Annotated in this window: 13 protein-coding genes; 8 read left to right on the top strand and 5 right to left on the bottom strand. The window is 72.8% G+C overall.

The window, feature by feature from the left end:
• Nucleotides 1–17: 17 nt before the first annotated feature.
• On the bottom strand, nucleotides 18–767 hold the full coding sequence (locus ACZ6JY_RS07250; protein ID WP_469193890.1) for a GntR family transcriptional regulator: 750 nt from the start codon (nucleotides 765–767) through the stop codon (nucleotides 18–20).
• A gap of 184 nt (nucleotides 768–951) precedes the next feature.
• Between ACZ6JY_RS07250 and ACZ6JY_RS07255 the strand changes: the two genes are divergently transcribed.
• Nucleotides 952–1,815: a (2Fe-2S)-binding protein gene (locus tag ACZ6JY_RS07255; RefSeq protein ID WP_469193137.1), complete on the top strand. Its 864-nt coding sequence runs from the start codon at nucleotides 952–954 to the stop codon at nucleotides 1,813–1,815.
• A 204-nt stretch (nucleotides 1,816–2,019) separates the two neighbouring features.
• Nucleotides 2,020–3,075, top strand: coding sequence for a DUF2637 domain-containing protein (locus ACZ6JY_RS07260; RefSeq protein WP_469193139.1), 1,056 nt, complete (start codon nucleotides 2,020–2,022; stop codon nucleotides 3,073–3,075).
• 63 nt (nucleotides 3,076–3,138) lie between these two features.
• On the opposite strand, the gene ACZ6JY_RS07265 is transcribed toward ACZ6JY_RS07260, so the two are convergent.
• On the bottom strand, nucleotides 3,139–3,543 hold the full coding sequence (locus tag ACZ6JY_RS07265) for an ATP-binding protein (RefSeq protein WP_469193141.1): 405 nt from the start codon (nucleotides 3,541–3,543) through the stop codon (nucleotides 3,139–3,141).
• A gap of 258 nt (nucleotides 3,544–3,801) precedes the next feature.
• Between ACZ6JY_RS07265 and ACZ6JY_RS07270 the strand changes: the two genes are divergently transcribed.
• Nucleotides 3,802–6,846 carry an alpha-mannosidase gene (locus ACZ6JY_RS07270; protein WP_469193143.1) on the top strand — a complete coding sequence of 1,015 codons (3,045 nt, stop codon included), beginning with the start codon at nucleotides 3,802–3,804 and terminating at the stop codon, nucleotides 6,844–6,846.
• A 28-nt stretch (nucleotides 6,847–6,874) separates the two neighbouring features.
• On the opposite strand, the gene ACZ6JY_RS07275 is transcribed toward ACZ6JY_RS07270, so the two are convergent.
• Together ACZ6JY_RS07275 and ACZ6JY_RS07280 are read right to left on the bottom strand one after the other, a co-directional pair.
• Entirely contained in the window at nucleotides 6,875–8,617 is a 1,743-nt protein-coding gene (locus ACZ6JY_RS07275; protein ID WP_469193145.1) for a pyruvate dehydrogenase, read from the bottom strand.
• Nucleotides 8,618–8,700: 83 nt separating this feature from the next.
• Nucleotides 8,701–10,224 carry a protein phosphatase 2C domain-containing protein gene (locus ACZ6JY_RS07280; RefSeq protein WP_469193146.1) on the bottom strand — a complete coding sequence of 508 codons (1,524 nt, stop codon included), beginning with the start codon at nucleotides 10,222–10,224 and terminating at the stop codon, nucleotides 8,701–8,703.
• Between the two features lie 333 nt (nucleotides 10,225–10,557).
• Here ACZ6JY_RS07280 and ACZ6JY_RS07285 point away from each other — a divergent pair, with 333 nt between their 5' ends.
• The 5 genes from ACZ6JY_RS07285 (at nucleotide 10,558) to ACZ6JY_RS07305 (ending at nucleotide 13,947) form a co-directional block, all read left to right on the top strand.
• Complete coding sequence (locus tag ACZ6JY_RS07285) at nucleotides 10,558–11,562, top strand: helix-turn-helix domain-containing protein (RefSeq protein WP_469193148.1); 1,005 nt, start codon at nucleotides 10,558–10,560, stop codon at nucleotides 11,560–11,562.
• Nucleotides 11,563–11,603: 41 nt separating this feature from the next.
• Complete coding sequence (locus tag ACZ6JY_RS07290) at nucleotides 11,604–12,086, top strand: DUF456 domain-containing protein (RefSeq protein ID WP_469193150.1); 483 nt, start codon at nucleotides 11,604–11,606, stop codon at nucleotides 12,084–12,086.
• Nucleotides 12,087–12,143: 57 nt separating this feature from the next.
• Nucleotides 12,144–12,515 carry a PPOX class F420-dependent oxidoreductase gene (locus tag ACZ6JY_RS07295; protein WP_469193152.1) on the top strand — a complete coding sequence of 124 codons (372 nt, stop codon included), beginning with the start codon at nucleotides 12,144–12,146 and terminating at the stop codon, nucleotides 12,513–12,515.
• Between the two features lie 107 nt (nucleotides 12,516–12,622).
• Entirely contained in the window at nucleotides 12,623–13,060 is a 438-nt protein-coding gene (locus ACZ6JY_RS07300; RefSeq protein WP_469193154.1) for a MarR family winged helix-turn-helix transcriptional regulator, read from the top strand.
• Nucleotides 13,057–13,947, top strand: coding sequence for an SDR family NAD(P)-dependent oxidoreductase (locus tag ACZ6JY_RS07305; protein ID WP_469193156.1), 891 nt, complete (start codon nucleotides 13,057–13,059; stop codon nucleotides 13,945–13,947). The genes ACZ6JY_RS07300 and ACZ6JY_RS07305 overlap by 4 nt, the downstream gene beginning before the upstream one ends.
• On the opposite strand, the gene ACZ6JY_RS07310 is transcribed toward ACZ6JY_RS07305, so the two are convergent.
• The gene (locus tag ACZ6JY_RS07310) at nucleotides 13,928–15,313 is read right to left on the bottom strand and encodes a bifunctional transcriptional activator/DNA repair enzyme AdaA (protein WP_469193158.1); all 1,386 of its coding nucleotides are present in this window, start codon (nucleotides 15,311–15,313) and stop codon (nucleotides 13,928–13,930) included. The two genes, ACZ6JY_RS07305 and ACZ6JY_RS07310, sit on opposite strands and share 20 nt — an antisense overlap.
• Nucleotides 15,314–15,395: the final 82 nt, after the last annotated feature.

A 15,395-nucleotide genomic window follows, 5' to 3' on the forward strand; every position in this document is an offset into this window, starting at 1 on the left:
GACGGCCCGGCGGAGGGCTAGCCGTCCGCTCCCGCGAAGTGCCCCCGGACCAGGGCCGGGACGGCGTCGAAGTCCTGGGCGACGAGCGCTTCGAGGAGCGCCATGTGCTCCGCCGCGTCCGCCACGAGGGCGGCCCTGCGGCCCGCCGCGGGGCCGCCGGTCAGGGGCCACTGGGAGCGCCGGTGCAGATCGGCGGCGATCTGGACGAGCCGCTGGTTGCCGCCGAGGGCGAGCACCGCGCCGTGGAAGGCGCGGTCCGCCTCCGCGTAGCGCGCGAGGTCGCCGCCCGCCGCCGCCGTCACGGTCGCCTCGGCGAGCGGGAGCAGCCCTCTCCAGCGCGCCGCGGGGACGGTGCGGGCGAGCCGCAGCATCACCGGCACCTCGATCAGGGCCCGCACCTCCGCCAGTTCCGCCAGCTCCCGGGCACTGTGCTCGGTGACCCGGAAGCCGCGGTTCGGGACGACCTCGACGGCCCCCTCCGTGGCGAGCTGCTGCATGGCCTCGCGGACGGGGGTCGCGGAGACGCCGAAGCGCTCGCCGAGCACCGGCGCGGAGTAGACCTCGCCGGGCGCGAGTTCGCCGCTCACGAGCGCGGCCCGCAGCGCGTCGAGGATCTGCCCCCGTACGGAGGTGCGCCGCACCACCCTGCGCGGCTGCTCCGCCCTGCTCGGCTGCTCCGCCGCACCGTATGTGTGCTCCCCGCGCGCGGTCACGGTCGGCCTGCGGTCCCCCGGACCCGGCTGCTCCGGCACCCGGACGCGCGGCATCCCCGCGAGGCGGTCCACCCCACGCGCTCCGGCCTGCTCCACCACGTTCACCCGCGTCCATTCGCGTCCAGCCACCGAAAAGGTACGAGAGGCACCCTAGGCGGACACGTCCGCGGTTGAAACCTCGATCATGTCGGGTAAGGTAAGGCTTACCTGCAATCGATCGCGATTCGGTGGTCCCCGCATGTCCGTTCAGACCTTGGCAGCGCCCGCCCCGAGCGCCCCCAGCGCCGTGGCGGACTCCTACGCCCGCCTCTCCGAGGTGTTCTCCGGACTGCGCGTCACCGAACTCGGCCACGAGGAACAGGCCCCACAGGGCGGCGGCTGGGTCACCGCCGCCCGGCTCGCGGAGGGCGGGGCCGACCTCGACGCGTTTCTGGCCTGGGACAACGCGCAGGTCCTCAAGGACTACGGCACCCAGGCACGGCCGGACGTGATCGCGAGCTTCGGCCTGCACCGGTACGCCTGGCCGGCCACCCTGCTGATCACGGTCCCCTGGTTCCTGCACCGCCGCGTCCCGCGCTACCCCGTACGGAACGTCTCCTTCCAGCGCACCCTGGGCCGGATGGCCGTACGCGCCGAGAGCTTCGCCTGTCTGCCGGGCGACCCGGCCGCCACGCTGCCCGGCGCCCGTGTCGTACCGGACGAGGAGGCGCTGCGCGCGGAGGTACGGGAGGCGGTCGCCGAGCACCTCGGTCCGCTCCTCGACGGCTTCGGCCCCCGGATGCGGCGCCGCTCGCGCGCCCTGTGGAGCGTCGCCACCGACGAGATCGTCGAGGGCCTCTGGTACGTCGCGCACCTCCTCGGCGAGGAGCGGCGCGCCATGACGGAGCTGGAGCGGCTGCTTCCTGGCGCCACCAAGCCGTACGTGGGCACGGCCGGTTTCCGGGAGCTGACGGGCCCCGACGGCGAGGCGCTGCCGACCCGGGACCGGGCGAGCTGCTGCATGTTCTACACCCTGCGCCCCGAGGACCCCTGCGTCACCTGTCCGCGCACCTGTGACGCGGAGCGCGTCGCCCGGCTGAGCGCCGCCGCTGCGGCGAACTGAACCCGCGCCGCGCCTCGAACCACCCTTTCGCGTCCGCCTAATCGAACTCAACGCCCGCTCCCCCGAGGCGTGTTCGAGTAAAAACGCGCTCTCGGTGCTCCCTGGCACCCCCTTGGCGTCTTCTTGCCCCGAAACCCCTTGTGGTCCATCGCGACCAGGTCAATATGGCGCCGAAACGCCCTACCGCGACGCAAGGGACCCCAGATGAGACTGACCGACATATCGCTGGACTGGCTGCTCCCCGGCGGCGTCCTGCTCCTGGGCATGCTGGTGGCGGTGGCGGTGCTCGCGCGCGGGAAGCGAGGCCATGCGAAGACGGGCAAGGACGCCTCGGCCGACGACTCGTGGGAACGCAGCGAGGAGCGCCGCAGGCGCAAGGAGGCGATCTACGGCAGCGCCTCCTACGTCCTGCTGTTCTGCTGCGCCGCGGTCGCCGCCGCGCTCTCCTTCCACGGACTCGTCGGCTTCGGCCGGCAGAACCTGAGCCTCTCCGGCGGCTGGGAGTACCTCGTCCCGTTCGGCCTGGACGGCGCGGCGATGTTCTGCTCCGTCCTCGCCGTGCGCGAGGCCAGCCACGGCGACGCGGCGCTCGGCTCCCGGTTGCTCGTATGGACGTTCGCCGGGGCCGCGGCCTGGTTCAACTGGGTGCACGCTCCGAGGGGCCTGGGCCACGCGGGTGCCCCGCAGTTCTTCGCGGGGATGTCGCTCTCGGCGGCCGTGCTCTTCGACCGTGCGCTGAAGCAGACCCGCAGGGCCGCGCTGCGCGAGCAGGGCCTCGTGCCGCGTCCGCTGCCGCAGATCCGCATCGTGCGGTGGCTGCGCGCGCCCCGGGAGACCTTCGGCGCCTGGTCGCTGATGCTCCTGGAAGGCGTGCGTTCCCTGGACGAGGCCGTCGAGGAGGTGCGGGAGGACCGCAAGGAGAAGGAACGCACCCGGCTGCACCGGCGCGACAAGGAGAAGCTGGAGCGCGCCCAGCTCAAGGCGATCAGCCGCGGTCAGCGCGGCTACGCCAGGGGCGGCCGCCAGGTCGACGTGCAGGCCGTCTCGTCGGGTGCCGGGTCCGCGCAGGTCGGCGCGGACCCTGCCATAGCGGCGCAGGAACAGCTGCCGCTACGCGCCCGGCCCTCCCTCCAGGCCGTCAAGGGTGACTCCGACGCCGCCGTCACCGTCGACCTCACGGCGGAGGACGACACCCAGGCACTGCCCCGGCTCGACTCCCTGGAGCGGAAGCTCAAGGACCTTGAGCAGCAGTTCGGCTGACGGCCCTCCCGGGCCGTCGAGCACTGAGCGGCGGTGACACGGCCAGGTCCGTGCCACCGCCGCTCAGGCCGCGCTGCCACTGCCCAGCTCGAACCACACCGCCTTGCCCACGCCGTGGGCCCGTACCCCCCACGCGTCGGCGAGGGACTGGACGAGGACCAGGCCCCGGCCGTGCGTACCGTCGCCGGTGGCCGGTGTCCGTGGTTCGGGGCGGCTTCCCGTGAAGTCCCGCACCTCGACGCGCAGGCCGCGCGGGCCCACGGTCGCGGTGACGACCGCGTCGTGATCGGTGTGCACCAGCGCGTTGGTGACCAGTTCGCTGGTGAGCAGTTCGGCAACGTCGGCCGTCCCCGGCCTTTCCCAGGGTCTCAGGAATTCCCTCAGGGCTCTTCTGACCTCGGACACCGCGCGCAGATCCGCTTTCGCCAGCCTGCGCCTGAGTTGGGCCGTGCCCGGGCCCACCGGCAACTCGCCGGCATTCCTTTCCGCTGCGCTCGGCGACGAGTCCCCCAGCCCCCCAGGGGCACGTCCACGTGTCTGCCTCGTCATGTTCCCCGCCCACAGAGCGATGTTCTGGCCTCCTAGCTCGAACTTCTTCTCGGAATGCATGCCCCGGGCCCGCACCCGCACTCCTGTCGAATCGTCAACCATCGGCAGGGGTGTGCCCCGGGCTCACGGGGAAGTGAAGCCGTGGACCCCCGCCTCCGAGCGTTCCGAGGAGCCCGCGTGCACGACGACAGACTGCTGGTGGAAGGCCGCCTGGAGCGGGCGCTGCGCCAGTTCATCCGCCCCGCCCAGTACGCCGAGAAGGCGCCGCTGGCCCTCTCCGTCTGGCACGCGCCGGGCGAGCCGGTGCCCGTATCGGCGGCTCTCGAAGCGTCGTACGAACCCTTCGAGACCGGCATGGAATGGGGAAAGCCCTGGTCAACGAGCTGGTTCCGGCTCAAGGGAGCGGTGCCGGGCGAGTGGCGCGGACGCCGGGTCGAAGTGGTCGTCGACCCCGGGTTCAGCGGTGAGGGACCGGGGTTCCAGGCGGAGGGGCTCGTGTACGACGCGGCGGGCGTCCCGATCAAGGGAGTTCACCCGCGCAACCGGCATATTCCCGTGGCCTCCCCGGCCGATGGCGGCGAGCCGGTGCACCTACTCCTGGAGGCGGCGGCCAACCCTGCCGTCCTGCACGACTTCGTGCCGACGCCCCTTGGCGACGTCCTGACCGCAGGCAATACCCCGATCTACCGATTCGCGTCTGCCGATCTGGCCGTACTGGACGAGGACGTTTGGCGACTGGTCCTGGACATCGAGGTCCTGACCGAGCTGATGGCCCAACTGGAGGCCGACCGGCCGCGACGCCATGAGATCCTGCGCGCCCTGGAGGACATGCTCGACGCCCTCGATCTGCACGACGTGTCCGGCACGGCCGCCGCCGCGCGCGCCGAGCTCGCCGAGGTCCTTTCGAGGCCCGCGCACGCCAGCGCGCACCGCGTGTCGGCGACCGGGCACGCCCACATCGACTCGGCATGGCTGTGGCCGCTGCGCGAAACGGTGCGCAAGGCTTCGCGGACGTTTGCCAATGTGACCGCCCTGGCGGAGGAGTATCCGGAGCTGGTCTTCGCCTGTTCGCAGGCGCAGCAGTACGCCTGGGTGAAGGAGCACCAGCCGCACATCTGGGAGCGGATCAAGAAGGCGGTCGCGGACGGGACGTGGGCGCCGGTGGGCTCGATGTGGGTCGAGTCGGACGCCAACATGCCGGGCGGCGAGGCGCTCGCCCGGCAGATCACGCACGGCATGCGGTTCTTCCGCGAGGAACTGGGGGTGGAGACGGAGGAGATCTGGCTGCCGGACTCCTTCGGGTACACCGCGGCCTTCCCGCAGCTCGCGAAGCTCGCGGGCATCCGCTGGTTCCTCACGCAGAAGCTGAGCTGGAACCAGTCGAACAAGATGCCGCACCACACCTTCTGGTGGGAGGGCATCGACGGGACCCGCGTCTTCACCCACTTCCCGCCCGTGGACACCTACAACTCCCAGTTCCACGGCGCCGAACTCGCCCACGCCGAGCGGAACTTCGCCGACAAGGGCCGCGCGAGCCGCTCCCTGGTGCCGTTCGGCTGGGGCGACGGCGGGGGCGGCCCCACCCGGGAGATGATGGAGCGGGCACGGCGACTCCGCTCCCTGGAGGGCTCGCCGCGCGTCGAGATCGAGAAGCCGTCGGCGTTCTTCGCGGCGGCCGAGGAGGAGTACGGCGCCCGGGCCCCCGTCTGGTCCGGCGAGCTGTACCTGGAGCTGCACCGCGCCACGTACACGACGCAGGCGGCGACCAAGCGCGGCAACCGACGCACCGAACACGCCCTGCGCGAGGCCGAGTTGTGGTGCACGGCCGCGGCGGTGCGCGACCCCGCGTACGGCTATCCGTACGACACCCTGGACCGCCTGTGGAAGACGGTGCTCCTGCACCAGTTCCACGACATCCTGCCGGGGTCCTCGATCGCCTGGGTGCACCGGGAGGCGCGGGAGACCTATGAGCGGGTCCTCGCCGAGCTTGACGAGGTCACCGCGGCGGCCGTGCGCTCGCTCGGCGCGGGCGGTCCCGCTGTCCTGAACGCCTCGCCGTACGCCCGTGACGAGGTCGTGGACACCGGTGACGGCACCCTGGCGCGCGTCGACGTGCCCGCGCTCGGCACGCGGAGCCTGGAGGCCGCCGGCGGCTCCGGGCCCGGCGCGGTCGCGCACACCACCGGGGAGACGATCCTCCTCACCAACGAGCACCTGAGCGTGACGGTCGACGCCGCCGGGCTGCTCACCTCGGTCATGGACCTGGACGCGGGGCGCGAGGTGCTCGCCGCCCCCGGCAACCTCCTCCAGCTCCACCCCGACCACCCCACGCACTACGACGCCTGGGACCTCGACAAGCACTACCTGCGGCGGCACACCGACCTCACGGAGGCGGAGTCCGTGGAGCTGGTCGAGGACGGGCCGCTGCGGGTCGCGGTGCGGGTGGTGCGCGCCTTCGGGAAGTCCCGGATCACCCAGGAGATCCGGCTCGACGCGGGCAGCAGACGGCTCGACGTCGTCACGGACGTCGACTGGCGCGAGTCGGAGAAGGTGCTCAAGACCGCGTTCCCGCTCGACGTGCACGCCGAGCGCTCGGCCGCCGAGATCCAGTTCGGCCATGTGCACCGGCCGACCCACGCCAACACCGGGTGGGACGCCGCGCGGTACGAGATCTGCGCGCACCGCTGGCTGCGCGTCGCCGAGGAGGGCTATGGCGTGGCGCTGCTCAACGACGCGACGTACGGCCATGACGTCACCCGGGCCGAGCACGGCGGTGCGCTCGGCACGACCGTGCGGCTCACGCTGCTGCGGGCCCCGCACAGCCCGGACCCGGAGACCGATCAGGGCACGCACCGCTTCACGTACGCGCTGCTTCCCGGGGCGACGACGGGGGACGCGGTGGCCGGGGGCCTGGCCCTGAACCTGCCGCTGCGGGTGGCCTCCGCGCCCGTGCTCGCGCCGCTGGTGGACGTCGACCATCCGGGGGTCACCGTCGAGTCCGTCAAGCTCGCCGACGACCGGGGCGGGGACGTGATCGTCCGTCTCTACGAGTCGCGCGGCGGCCGGGCCGCGGCCACGCTCGCCACGTCGTTCCCCGTGGCGCGGGCGGAGGTCACCGACCTGCTCGAACGGCCGCTGCACGACGCCGAGACGGGCGAGGCCGGACTGACGCTCACCCTGCGGCCGTTCCAGATCGTGACCCTGCGGCTGCGGCCGGCCTGAGCCGAGGGGAGCGTGCCGGGGCCCGGGTTCAGGGCCTCGGCACGTGCCGCAGGTTGGAACGGGCCATCTGGACCATCCGGCCCACGCCGCCGTCCAGGACGATCTTGCCCGCGGAGAGCGCGAAGCCGGTCACCATGTCCGAGCTGATCTTGGGCGGGATGGAGAGGGCGTTCGGGTCGGTGACGACGTCGACCAGGGCGGGGCCCTTGTGCGAGAAGGCGTCCTTCAGGGCGCTCGCGAGCTGCTTGGGCTTCTCCACGCGGATGCCGTAGGCACCGGCGGCGCGGGCGATGGCGGCGAAGTCCGGGTTGTGGTTGTCCGTGCCGTACGAGGGCAGGCCCGCGACCAGCATCTCCAGTTCGACCATGCCGAGCGAGGAGTTGTTGAACAGCACGACCTTCACCGGCAGGTCGTGCTGGACGAGGGTGAGGAAGTCGCCCATCAGCATCGAGAAGCCGCCGTCGCCGGACATCGAGACGACCTGGCGCCTGCGGTCGACGAACTGGGCGCCGATCGCCTGCGGCAGGGCGTTGGCCATCGAGCCGTGGCTGAAGGAGCCGATGATGCGGCGCCTGCCGTTGGGGCTGAGATAGCGGGCCGCCCAGACGTTGCACATCCCGGTGTCCACGGTGAAGATCGCGTCGTCGGCGGCGACGTCGTCGAGGACCGACGCCACGTACTCGGGGTGGATCGGGATGTGCTTGTCGACCTTGCGGGTGTAGGCCTTGACCACGCCTTCGAGCGCGTCCGCGTGCTTCTTGAGCATCTTGTCGAGGAACTTGCGGTTCGTCTTGGGCGAGACGCGCGGCGTCAGACAGCGCAGGGTCTCGCGGACGTCGCCCCAGACCGCGAGGTCCAGCTTCGAGCGGCGCCCGAGGTGTTCGGGGCGCACGTCGACCTGGGCGATCTTGACGTCGTCGGGCAGGAACGCGTTGTACGGGAAGTCCGTGCCGAGCAGGATCAGCAGGTCGCACTCGTGGGTGGCCTCGTAGGCGGCGCCGTAGCCCAGCAGGCCGCTCATCCCCACGTCGTAGGGGTTGTCGTACTGGATGAACTCCTTGCCGCGCAGGGCGTGGCCCACCGGGGACTTGATCTTCTCGGCGAACTCCATGACCTCGGCGTGGGCGCCCGCCGTGCCGCTGCCGCAGAACAGGGTGACCTTGTCGGCCGCGTCGATCATCTTGGTGAGCTTCTCGATCTCCGCGTCGCCGGGGCGCACCGACGGCCGGGACGTCACCAGGGCGGTCTCGGCGGCCTTGGCCGGGGCAGGCTCGCCCGCGATGTCACCCGGCAGCGAGACGACGCTGACGCCGGACCGGCCGACGGCGTTCTGGATGGCGGTCTGGAGCAGCCGGGGCATCTGCTTGGGGCTGGAGATCAGCTCGCTGTAGTGGCTGCACTCCTGGAAGAGCCGGTCGGGGTGGGTCTCCTGGAAGAAGCCGAGCCCGATCTCGCTGGAGGGGATGTGCGAGGCCAGGGCGAGGACGGGCGCCATGGAGCGGTGGGCGTCGTACAGGCCGTTGATGAGGTGGAGGTTGCCGGGGCCGCAGGAGCCCGCGCAGGCGGCCAGCCTTCCGGTGATCTGCGCTTCGGCGCCGGCCGCGAAGGCGGCGGTCTCCTCGTGCCTGACCTGGATCCAGTCGATCTCCGGGGTGCGGCGGATGGCGTCCACGACCGGGTTGAGGCTGTCGCCGACGACTCCGTACAGGCGTTGCACGCCCGCGCGGACGAGAATGTCGACGAACTGTTCGGCGATGTTCTGCTTGGCCATGCCGTACGCACCTCTCCAGCCTGGTGATCCGTGGACCCGGTCCTCGTTCCCCCGCTGGGTCCATGAATTCACAGGTGCGGCGGTCATGCCTCCCAGACGCCGGCGGCCGTCCGGTCGTCCGCGTACCCCTTGACCCGCACCTGGACGTCGGCGAGGAAGCCCGCGAGCCCTGGCGGGCCGCTCTTGTGCCATCGGCGGGTGAGGTGTTCGGGCAGCTCCGGCTCGCCGCGCAGGGGTTCGGCGAGGCCGCCGCTGCACAGCAGGAGCGTGTCACCCGGCCGGGCGACGGAGGCGCGGAACCGGAACGGGTCGTGGGGCGGCTCGGGGGCCCGTTCGTACGGACTGGGAGGCGTGGTGATGTTGAGGTCCATGGTGAGGCGGTCGCCCTCCGGTGTCTGCGGGGGCGGTGAGCCGAAGCCGACCACGGCGTCGCCGGTGGCGGCGGCGACGCGGGGCTCGATGTCCTGCCACGCGCCGTCCCGCAGCCGGAAGATCCCGCCCGCGCCGACGCCGAAGAACACGCGGGTGCGGCACCGGGGGTCGGCGGGCAGCAGGAGGCAGCGCAGGGACGCCGCGTACTCGCCGGGGTCGAGACCGAGGTCGGCGGCGCGGGCGCGGAGCCTGCCGAGGCTGCGGTCGGTGAGGCGGTGCAGGCCCGACTTCAGGTCGCCGCGCCGGCCGCCCCTGATGTCCTCGGCGAGCCGCCGGTGGCTGCGGCCCACGGCCCTGCCGATGTACTCGCAGGCCTCGGCGGCGGCCCGGTGCGCCCCCGGGGTCGCGCGGGCGCCGGTGGCCATGGCCACGAGCAGCAGGGCCTCGTCCCCGCTGCCGAAGCGGGCGGTGAGCAGGGAGTCGCGGCGGGGCTCGCCCCGGTACCGCGCGGAGTCGCCGCGCAGGGAGGCGGCGCGCAGGGTCCAGGTGCCGTACCTGGCCCCGTCGAGGACGGTGTCGGCGACGAGATCGCCGAGGTCGTCGGGGTCGGCCGCGGGCAGGGCGGTGGGCTCTGCCTCGTAGGTCGGCGGCCCGTCGCCCACGTGGTCGAGCCCCGCGGGGCGGGGTTCCGCGTGGGCGGGTCCCGGCGGCGGGGGCTCCTCGGTGGACGCCTCCGCACCGGGCACGGGCCCGGCCCCGGACCCGAACGTCACGGGACCGCTGGGCGCGGCGGGCGGCTCCCAGGGGGCGGGGGCGACGGGGGTGGTGAGCGGCGGTCCCGAGGCGGGGCGGTCCGGGCCCCGAGGTGGCGGCACGGCTTCGGGCGGTACGGCTTCGGATGGCGCCGCTTCGGATGGCACGGCTTCGGGTGGCACGGCTTCGGGTGGCGCCTGCGCGGCGGTTTCCGGGAGGCCGCCGCCCGGGGATTCGCCGTCCGGGGAGTCGCCGTCCGGGGAGTCGCCGTCCGGGGAGTCGCCGTCCGGGGAGTCGCCGTCCGGGGAGTCGCCGGAACGCTGGGCGGGGATGTCCTCCTGCACCGCGTCCGCCGCCGAGGCGAACCGGTCGTCGAGGGTGTCCGCCGCGGGCGCCGGGCCCGTGTCCCGCGTGGCATCGTCGTACAGCTGCCCCCACCAGTCGTCGTCGCGGCCGGTGTGCCTCTCCCCCTGCTGGCTCATGTCCCCAATTTTCCACCGCGAGGGCCGCACGAAAACGGTGCTTCCGGAAAATCCGGCCCTTCCGGCCCTTCCGGTGACACCGACGGGGACCGGCCCGGGAGCCCGCCCGGAGGCCGCCGGGCGGACCCACCCCCCACGGGAGGCCCGCCCGGCGGTGTCGGTGTGGCTCCGAGCCCGACCTGCTCGCCGGGCCGCGTGCCCCGTAGCGGCGCGTTCAATCCGCGAACGGTACGGGGATGATGTGCTGGGGCGGGTTTACGCCGTGGCCGTTTCCCGCCACGGGGCCGCCGGGTCGGGGCAGTCGGATGGGAACCCGGGGAGGGACGTCGCCGCATGCTGGCAGCGATAGGTCTGGACGAGACGCACGAGTCGGCGTACCGGGCCCTTGTGGCGGTGGGCGCCGCCGACGTGCCCGATCTGGCACGCAGGCTCACCCTCGCCGAACCGGAGACGGAGCGGGCGCTGCGCCGCCTGGAGCGCCACGGCCTGGCCGCGCAGGCCTCGGGCAGGGCGGGCCGCTGGGTGGCGGCGCCGCCCGGCGTCGCGCTCGGCGCGCTCCTCACCCAGCAGCGGCACGAGCTGGAGAAGGCGGAGCTGGCGGCGACCCTGCTCGCCGAGGAGTACCGCGCGCGGGCCGTCGAGCCCACCGTCCACGATCTGGTCGAGGTGGTCACCGGGGCGGCGGCCGTCTCGCAGCGCTTCCTCCAGCTCCAGCTCGGGGCGAGCGACGAGGTGTGCGCGCTGGTGACCGGCACCCCCATCGCCGTCTCCGGCATGGAGAACAGCGCCGAGGAGCAGGCCGCAGGCCGCGGCGTGCGCTACCGCGTCGTGGTCGAGCGCTCGGTCCTCGATCTGCCGACCGGTCTCATCGAGCTCTCGGCGGCGATCGGCCGCGGCGAGCAGGTGCGGGCGGTGGACCGCGTCCCCACCAAGCTGGTGATCGCCGACGGCGGTCTGGCGATGGTGCCGCTGACCTCGCGCACCGCCGAGCCCGCCGCGCTGGTGGTGCACGCCAGCGGCCTCCTCGAATCCCTCACCGGCCTGTTCGAGGCGGTCTGGCGGGACGCGCTGCCGCTGCGCATCGGCGAGGACGGCCGCACGCTCTCCGAAGAGGCCCCCGACGGCCCCGACGGCACGGACCTGGAGATTCTCTCCCTGCTGCTCGCGGGCCTGACCGACGCGAGCGTCGCCAAACAGCTCGACCTCGGGCTGCGCACGGTGCAGCGCCGGGTGAAGCGGCTGATGGAGCTGACGGGCGTGACGACGCGGCTGCAACTGGGCTGGCACGCGTACGAACGGCAGTGGGTGGCACGTCGGCCCCATCCGCCCCAGGGCTAATCTGACCTGCGGTTTCTCCGAATCTGTCGCATTCTGGGCAGATGGGAGTCTGGGAACTCCTGCTGGTCGCTGTGGTGATGCTGCTCGGCCTGTGCGGAGTGCTGGTGCCCGGGGTGCCGGGGCCGTGGCTGGTGTGGGCCGCGGTCTTGTGGTGGGCCTTGCAGGACCCGAACGGCCTCGCCTGGCTGATCCTCGTCGGGTCGTCCCTCGTCCTGCTCGCCGCGCAGGCCGTGCGCTGGCAACTGCCCCCGCGGCGGCTGCGGGCGAGCGGCGCGACGCCCCGGATGGCCTTCTTCGCGGGCGCCGGGGCACTGCTGGGCTTCTGCGTGATCCCGGTGCTCGGCGCCCTGCCCGGCTTCGTCGGCGGCATCTACACCGGGGAACGGCTGCGGCTGGGCGGCCACGGCGAGGCGGTGACGGCGACACGGACCGCCATGCGGAACGGCGGCACCAGCGTGCTGACCGAGCTGTTCGCCTGCCTGCTGATTCTGGGGGCGTGGCTGGGGGCGGTGTTCTGGGGTTAGCGGGCGGGCGGTACGTGACCGCTGCGGTCGCGGCGGTGCGCGTGCGAGGCTCGCCGCATGACCGAATTCAGCGAAGCCGAGCGCGCGTACCTCAAGTCCCAGCGCCTGGGGCGCATGGCCACGGTCGACCCGAAGGGCCAGCCCCAGGCGAACCCCGTCGGCTTCTTCCCGCAGGACGACGGCACGATCCTGGTCGGCGGCCATGCCCTGGGCACCACGAAGAAGTGGCGCAACCTCCGGGCGAACCCGAAGGTGTCCCTGGTCGTCGACGACATCGTGACCCTGAAGCCGTGGAAGGTCCGGGGCATCGACATCAGGGGCGAGGCCGAACTCCTCACCGGCCCGCACGACTTGGGCCCGGGCTTCAGCGAGGAACTGATCCGCATCCGGCCGCGGCGCATCCACAGCTGGGGCCTGGAAGGCAACTAGCGCGCCGTCACCGTTTCCGAACCCTGGTGCTCCCGTTGGGCCGCACCCGAGAACCCCCGCAGTACATGGACTTTCCAATGATTGGAAATTCCATGTACTGTCGGGTCATGGATGACCGGCAACTGACCGAAGAGCTTTACGACTGCCTGTTCGCGATCCGCACCCAGGTGCATGCCGAGCTCAAGGAGCTGGTGCGGGACATAGGGCTGACCGACACGCAGACCGACGCGCTGTGGAGGCTGAGTCGCGGGCGGGAGATGACCGCGCGCCGTCTTGCCGACCTCTTGCAGTGCGACGCCTCGACCGCCACGTCGATGATCGACCGGCTGGAGAAGCGCGGCCTGGTGCGCCGTGTGCCGCACCCCGACGACCGCCGCGTGAAAGTCATCCAGCTCACCCCCGAGGGATGCGCACTGCGCGACCGCGTCATCCAGCACACCACCGAGCACTCACCCTTCGCCCATCTCGACCACGAGAGCAGGCAGCGCCTGCACACGCTTCTCCGCGAAGTGATCGACGGCACCGTGGAGAAGGAGCAGCGATGAGCGGCGGGACCACGGTCATCACCGGCGGAGCCTCTGGCCTGGGCCTGGTGACGGCACGCCACCTGACCGAGGCCGGTCGGAGCGTCGTCCTCGTCGGCCGGGACGCGAGCCGCACCCGGGCCGCCGCCGACAGCCTGCACGGCCTGGCCCCTGCGGGCAGCGACGCGGCACCGCCGAGGACATACACCGCTGACCTCGAACAGTGGTCGCAGGTACGGGAACTGGCAGCGAAACTGGCCGCCGACGGACACCCGGTGGACGTCCTCGTCAACAACGCGGGAGCGGCGTTCCCCCGGTACGAGCAGACGCCGGACGGCGCGGAGCGCACGTACGCGCTCAATCATCACGCCCCGTTCCTCCTCACCCACGCCCTGCTGGCCGAGGGAGCACTCACGCGCGAAGCGCGGATCATCAACATGTCCTCGTTCGTGGAAAAGCGGGGCAGGCTCGATGCCACCGACCCGGATGTCGCGGGAACATCGTGGAGCAAGCGCTTCTACCACCAGATCAACGTCTACGCGACGAGCAAACTCGTCGGCCTCCTGGCCGCGCGAGAACTCGCGCAGCGCCTGCCTGAGGGCATGAGCCTGTACAACGCCAATCCCGGCATGGTGAAGGGCACCGGGATGAACAGCAACGCGGGCGGTCTCATGCGGCTGACCGCCCCGCTGTTCCGTCCGTTCTCCATCACCCCGGACGAAGGTGTGCGGACCCCGGTCTGGCTCGCCGGTGCCTCGCCCGCACCGCGCCCCAACGGCGGCTTCTTCAGCGAGTCCCGGCCGGACACCCCTTCGCGCCTGGCCCTGGACGACGCTCTCGCCCGGACCGTCTACACCAGGACCGCGGCCCTCCTCGGGGTTGAGCCCCTCACGAGGCGTTCGTCCTGAGGTGGCGCAGGGCGTAGGAGCGCCAGGGGCGCCAGGTGTCGAGTACGGATTCGGGCTCGCCGGGCGGGGCGACGTCGGGGTCGCCGAGCGCCCGCATGCGGATGAACGCGGCCGTACGGGGGTCCATGCCGGGCAGATCGGCGAGGACAGCCTCGGCCTGGTCGCGGTCGGCCCCGGCGTCGAGGCGGAGGGTGCCGTCGGCGAGTGCCGCGGCGAGTGAGCCCAGGGGCCCCGCTTCGGCGGTGAGCGCGGCGGGCGCGGGAAAGAGATGGGTGAGGCGCCCGCACGCGGTGTCGAGAACCTGGCCGTACTGCTCGACGAGCCGCGCGGCCCCCGCCCGCCCGACGAGCGCGCGCACGGCGAACTCCTCGGGGTCGGCGGCGCCCGGCGAGCGCAGCCCCGGCCGGGCGGCGACGAGTGGGGCCAGGCGTGGGTCGGCGCCGAGCCGTTCGTCCACCGCGTAGGGGTCGGCGTCCAGGTCGAAGAGGCGGCGCAGGCGCTGCACGGCCGTGGTCAGGTCCCGCAGGTCGCTGAGGTGCAGCCGGGCGTCGAGCCAGCCGCCGCGGTGTACGGCAGCGGTGGGGGTGAGGGCGGAGCGGGCCTCCTGGACGGCCACGATGCCGGTGCCGTAGGGCAGCCGGAGAGTACGCCGGTACGTGCGGCTGCCGCGCTCTCCCGTGACCTCTTCGACGCCGGGCAGCGCCTCGTGGGCGAGCAGGTCGAAGACGGCGGCGGACTGGTAGGGCCCCCGATGGGCGAGGCGCAGCGGAATCCCGGCGGCCGGGGTGGCCCGCCCGGCCCCCCGCTTCGGGGCAGCGGCGCGCAGGCCGGTCGGAGTGAGGGCGTACACCGCTTTGATGGTGTCGTTGAACTGCCGCACGCTGGCGAACCCGGCGGCGAAGGCGATCTCCGTGACGGGCAGGTCGGTGGTCTGAAGCAGTACCCGGGCGGTGTGGGCCCGCTGCGCCCTGGCGAGCGCGACGGGCCCCGCGCCCAGCTCGGCGGTGAGCTGCCGCTGCACCTGCCGGGCGCTGTACCCGAGGCGGACGGCGAGCCCGGGCACGCCTTCCCTGTCGACGACGCCGTCACCGATCATGCGCATGGCGCGCCCGACGACATCGGCGCGCACGTCCCACTCGGCGGACCCGGGCACGGCGTCGGGCCGACAGCGCCGGCAGGCCCGGAACCCCGAGGTCTGGGCGGCGGCCGCCGTGGCGTAATACCGGACGTTCTGCCGCTTGGGCGTGACGGCGGGGCAGCTCGGCCGACAGTAGATCCCGGTGGTCTCCACAGCGAAGAAGAACGCCCCGTCAAACCGCCCGTCCCGACTCCGCACGGCCTCGTACCTGGTCTCTTCATCGATCACGCCACCCAGTGTGCGTCCACGCCCCCCAACGCCGCTGGCGGCTTTCGGACACGGACCTGCCCCCGTAAGGCACACGGAGGCA

It is taken from the genome of Streptomyces sp. NPDC046335 (assembly GCF_055587985.1).

Coding starts and splice junctions, on each gene's coding strand:
- ACZ6JY_RS07250 (WP_469193890.1), bottom strand. CDS start 767: ATGCCGCGCGTCCGGGTGCCGGAGCAGCCGGGTCCGGGGGACCGCAGG.
- ACZ6JY_RS07255 (WP_469193137.1), top strand. CDS start 952: ATGTCCGTTCAGACCTTGGCAGCGCCCGCCCCGAGCGCCCCCAGCGCC.
- ACZ6JY_RS07260 (WP_469193139.1), top strand. CDS start 2,020: ATGAGACTGACCGACATATCGCTGGACTGGCTGCTCCCCGGCGGCGTC.
- ACZ6JY_RS07275 (WP_469193145.1), bottom strand. CDS start 8,617: ATGGCCAAGCAGAACATCGCCGAACAGTTCGTCGACATTCTCGTCCGC.
- ACZ6JY_RS07280 (WP_469193146.1), bottom strand. CDS start 10,224: ATGAGCCAGCAGGGGGAGAGGCACACCGGCCGCGACGACGACTGGTGG.
- ACZ6JY_RS07285 (WP_469193148.1), top strand. CDS start 10,558: ATGCTGGCAGCGATAGGTCTGGACGAGACGCACGAGTCGGCGTACCGG.
- ACZ6JY_RS07290 (WP_469193150.1), top strand. CDS start 11,604: ATGGGAGTCTGGGAACTCCTGCTGGTCGCTGTGGTGATGCTGCTCGGC.
- ACZ6JY_RS07295 (WP_469193152.1), top strand. CDS start 12,144: ATGACCGAATTCAGCGAAGCCGAGCGCGCGTACCTCAAGTCCCAGCGC.
- ACZ6JY_RS07300 (WP_469193154.1), top strand. CDS start 12,623: ATGGATGACCGGCAACTGACCGAAGAGCTTTACGACTGCCTGTTCGCG.
- ACZ6JY_RS07305 (WP_469193156.1), top strand. CDS start 13,057: ATGAGCGGCGGGACCACGGTCATCACCGGCGGAGCCTCTGGCCTGGGC.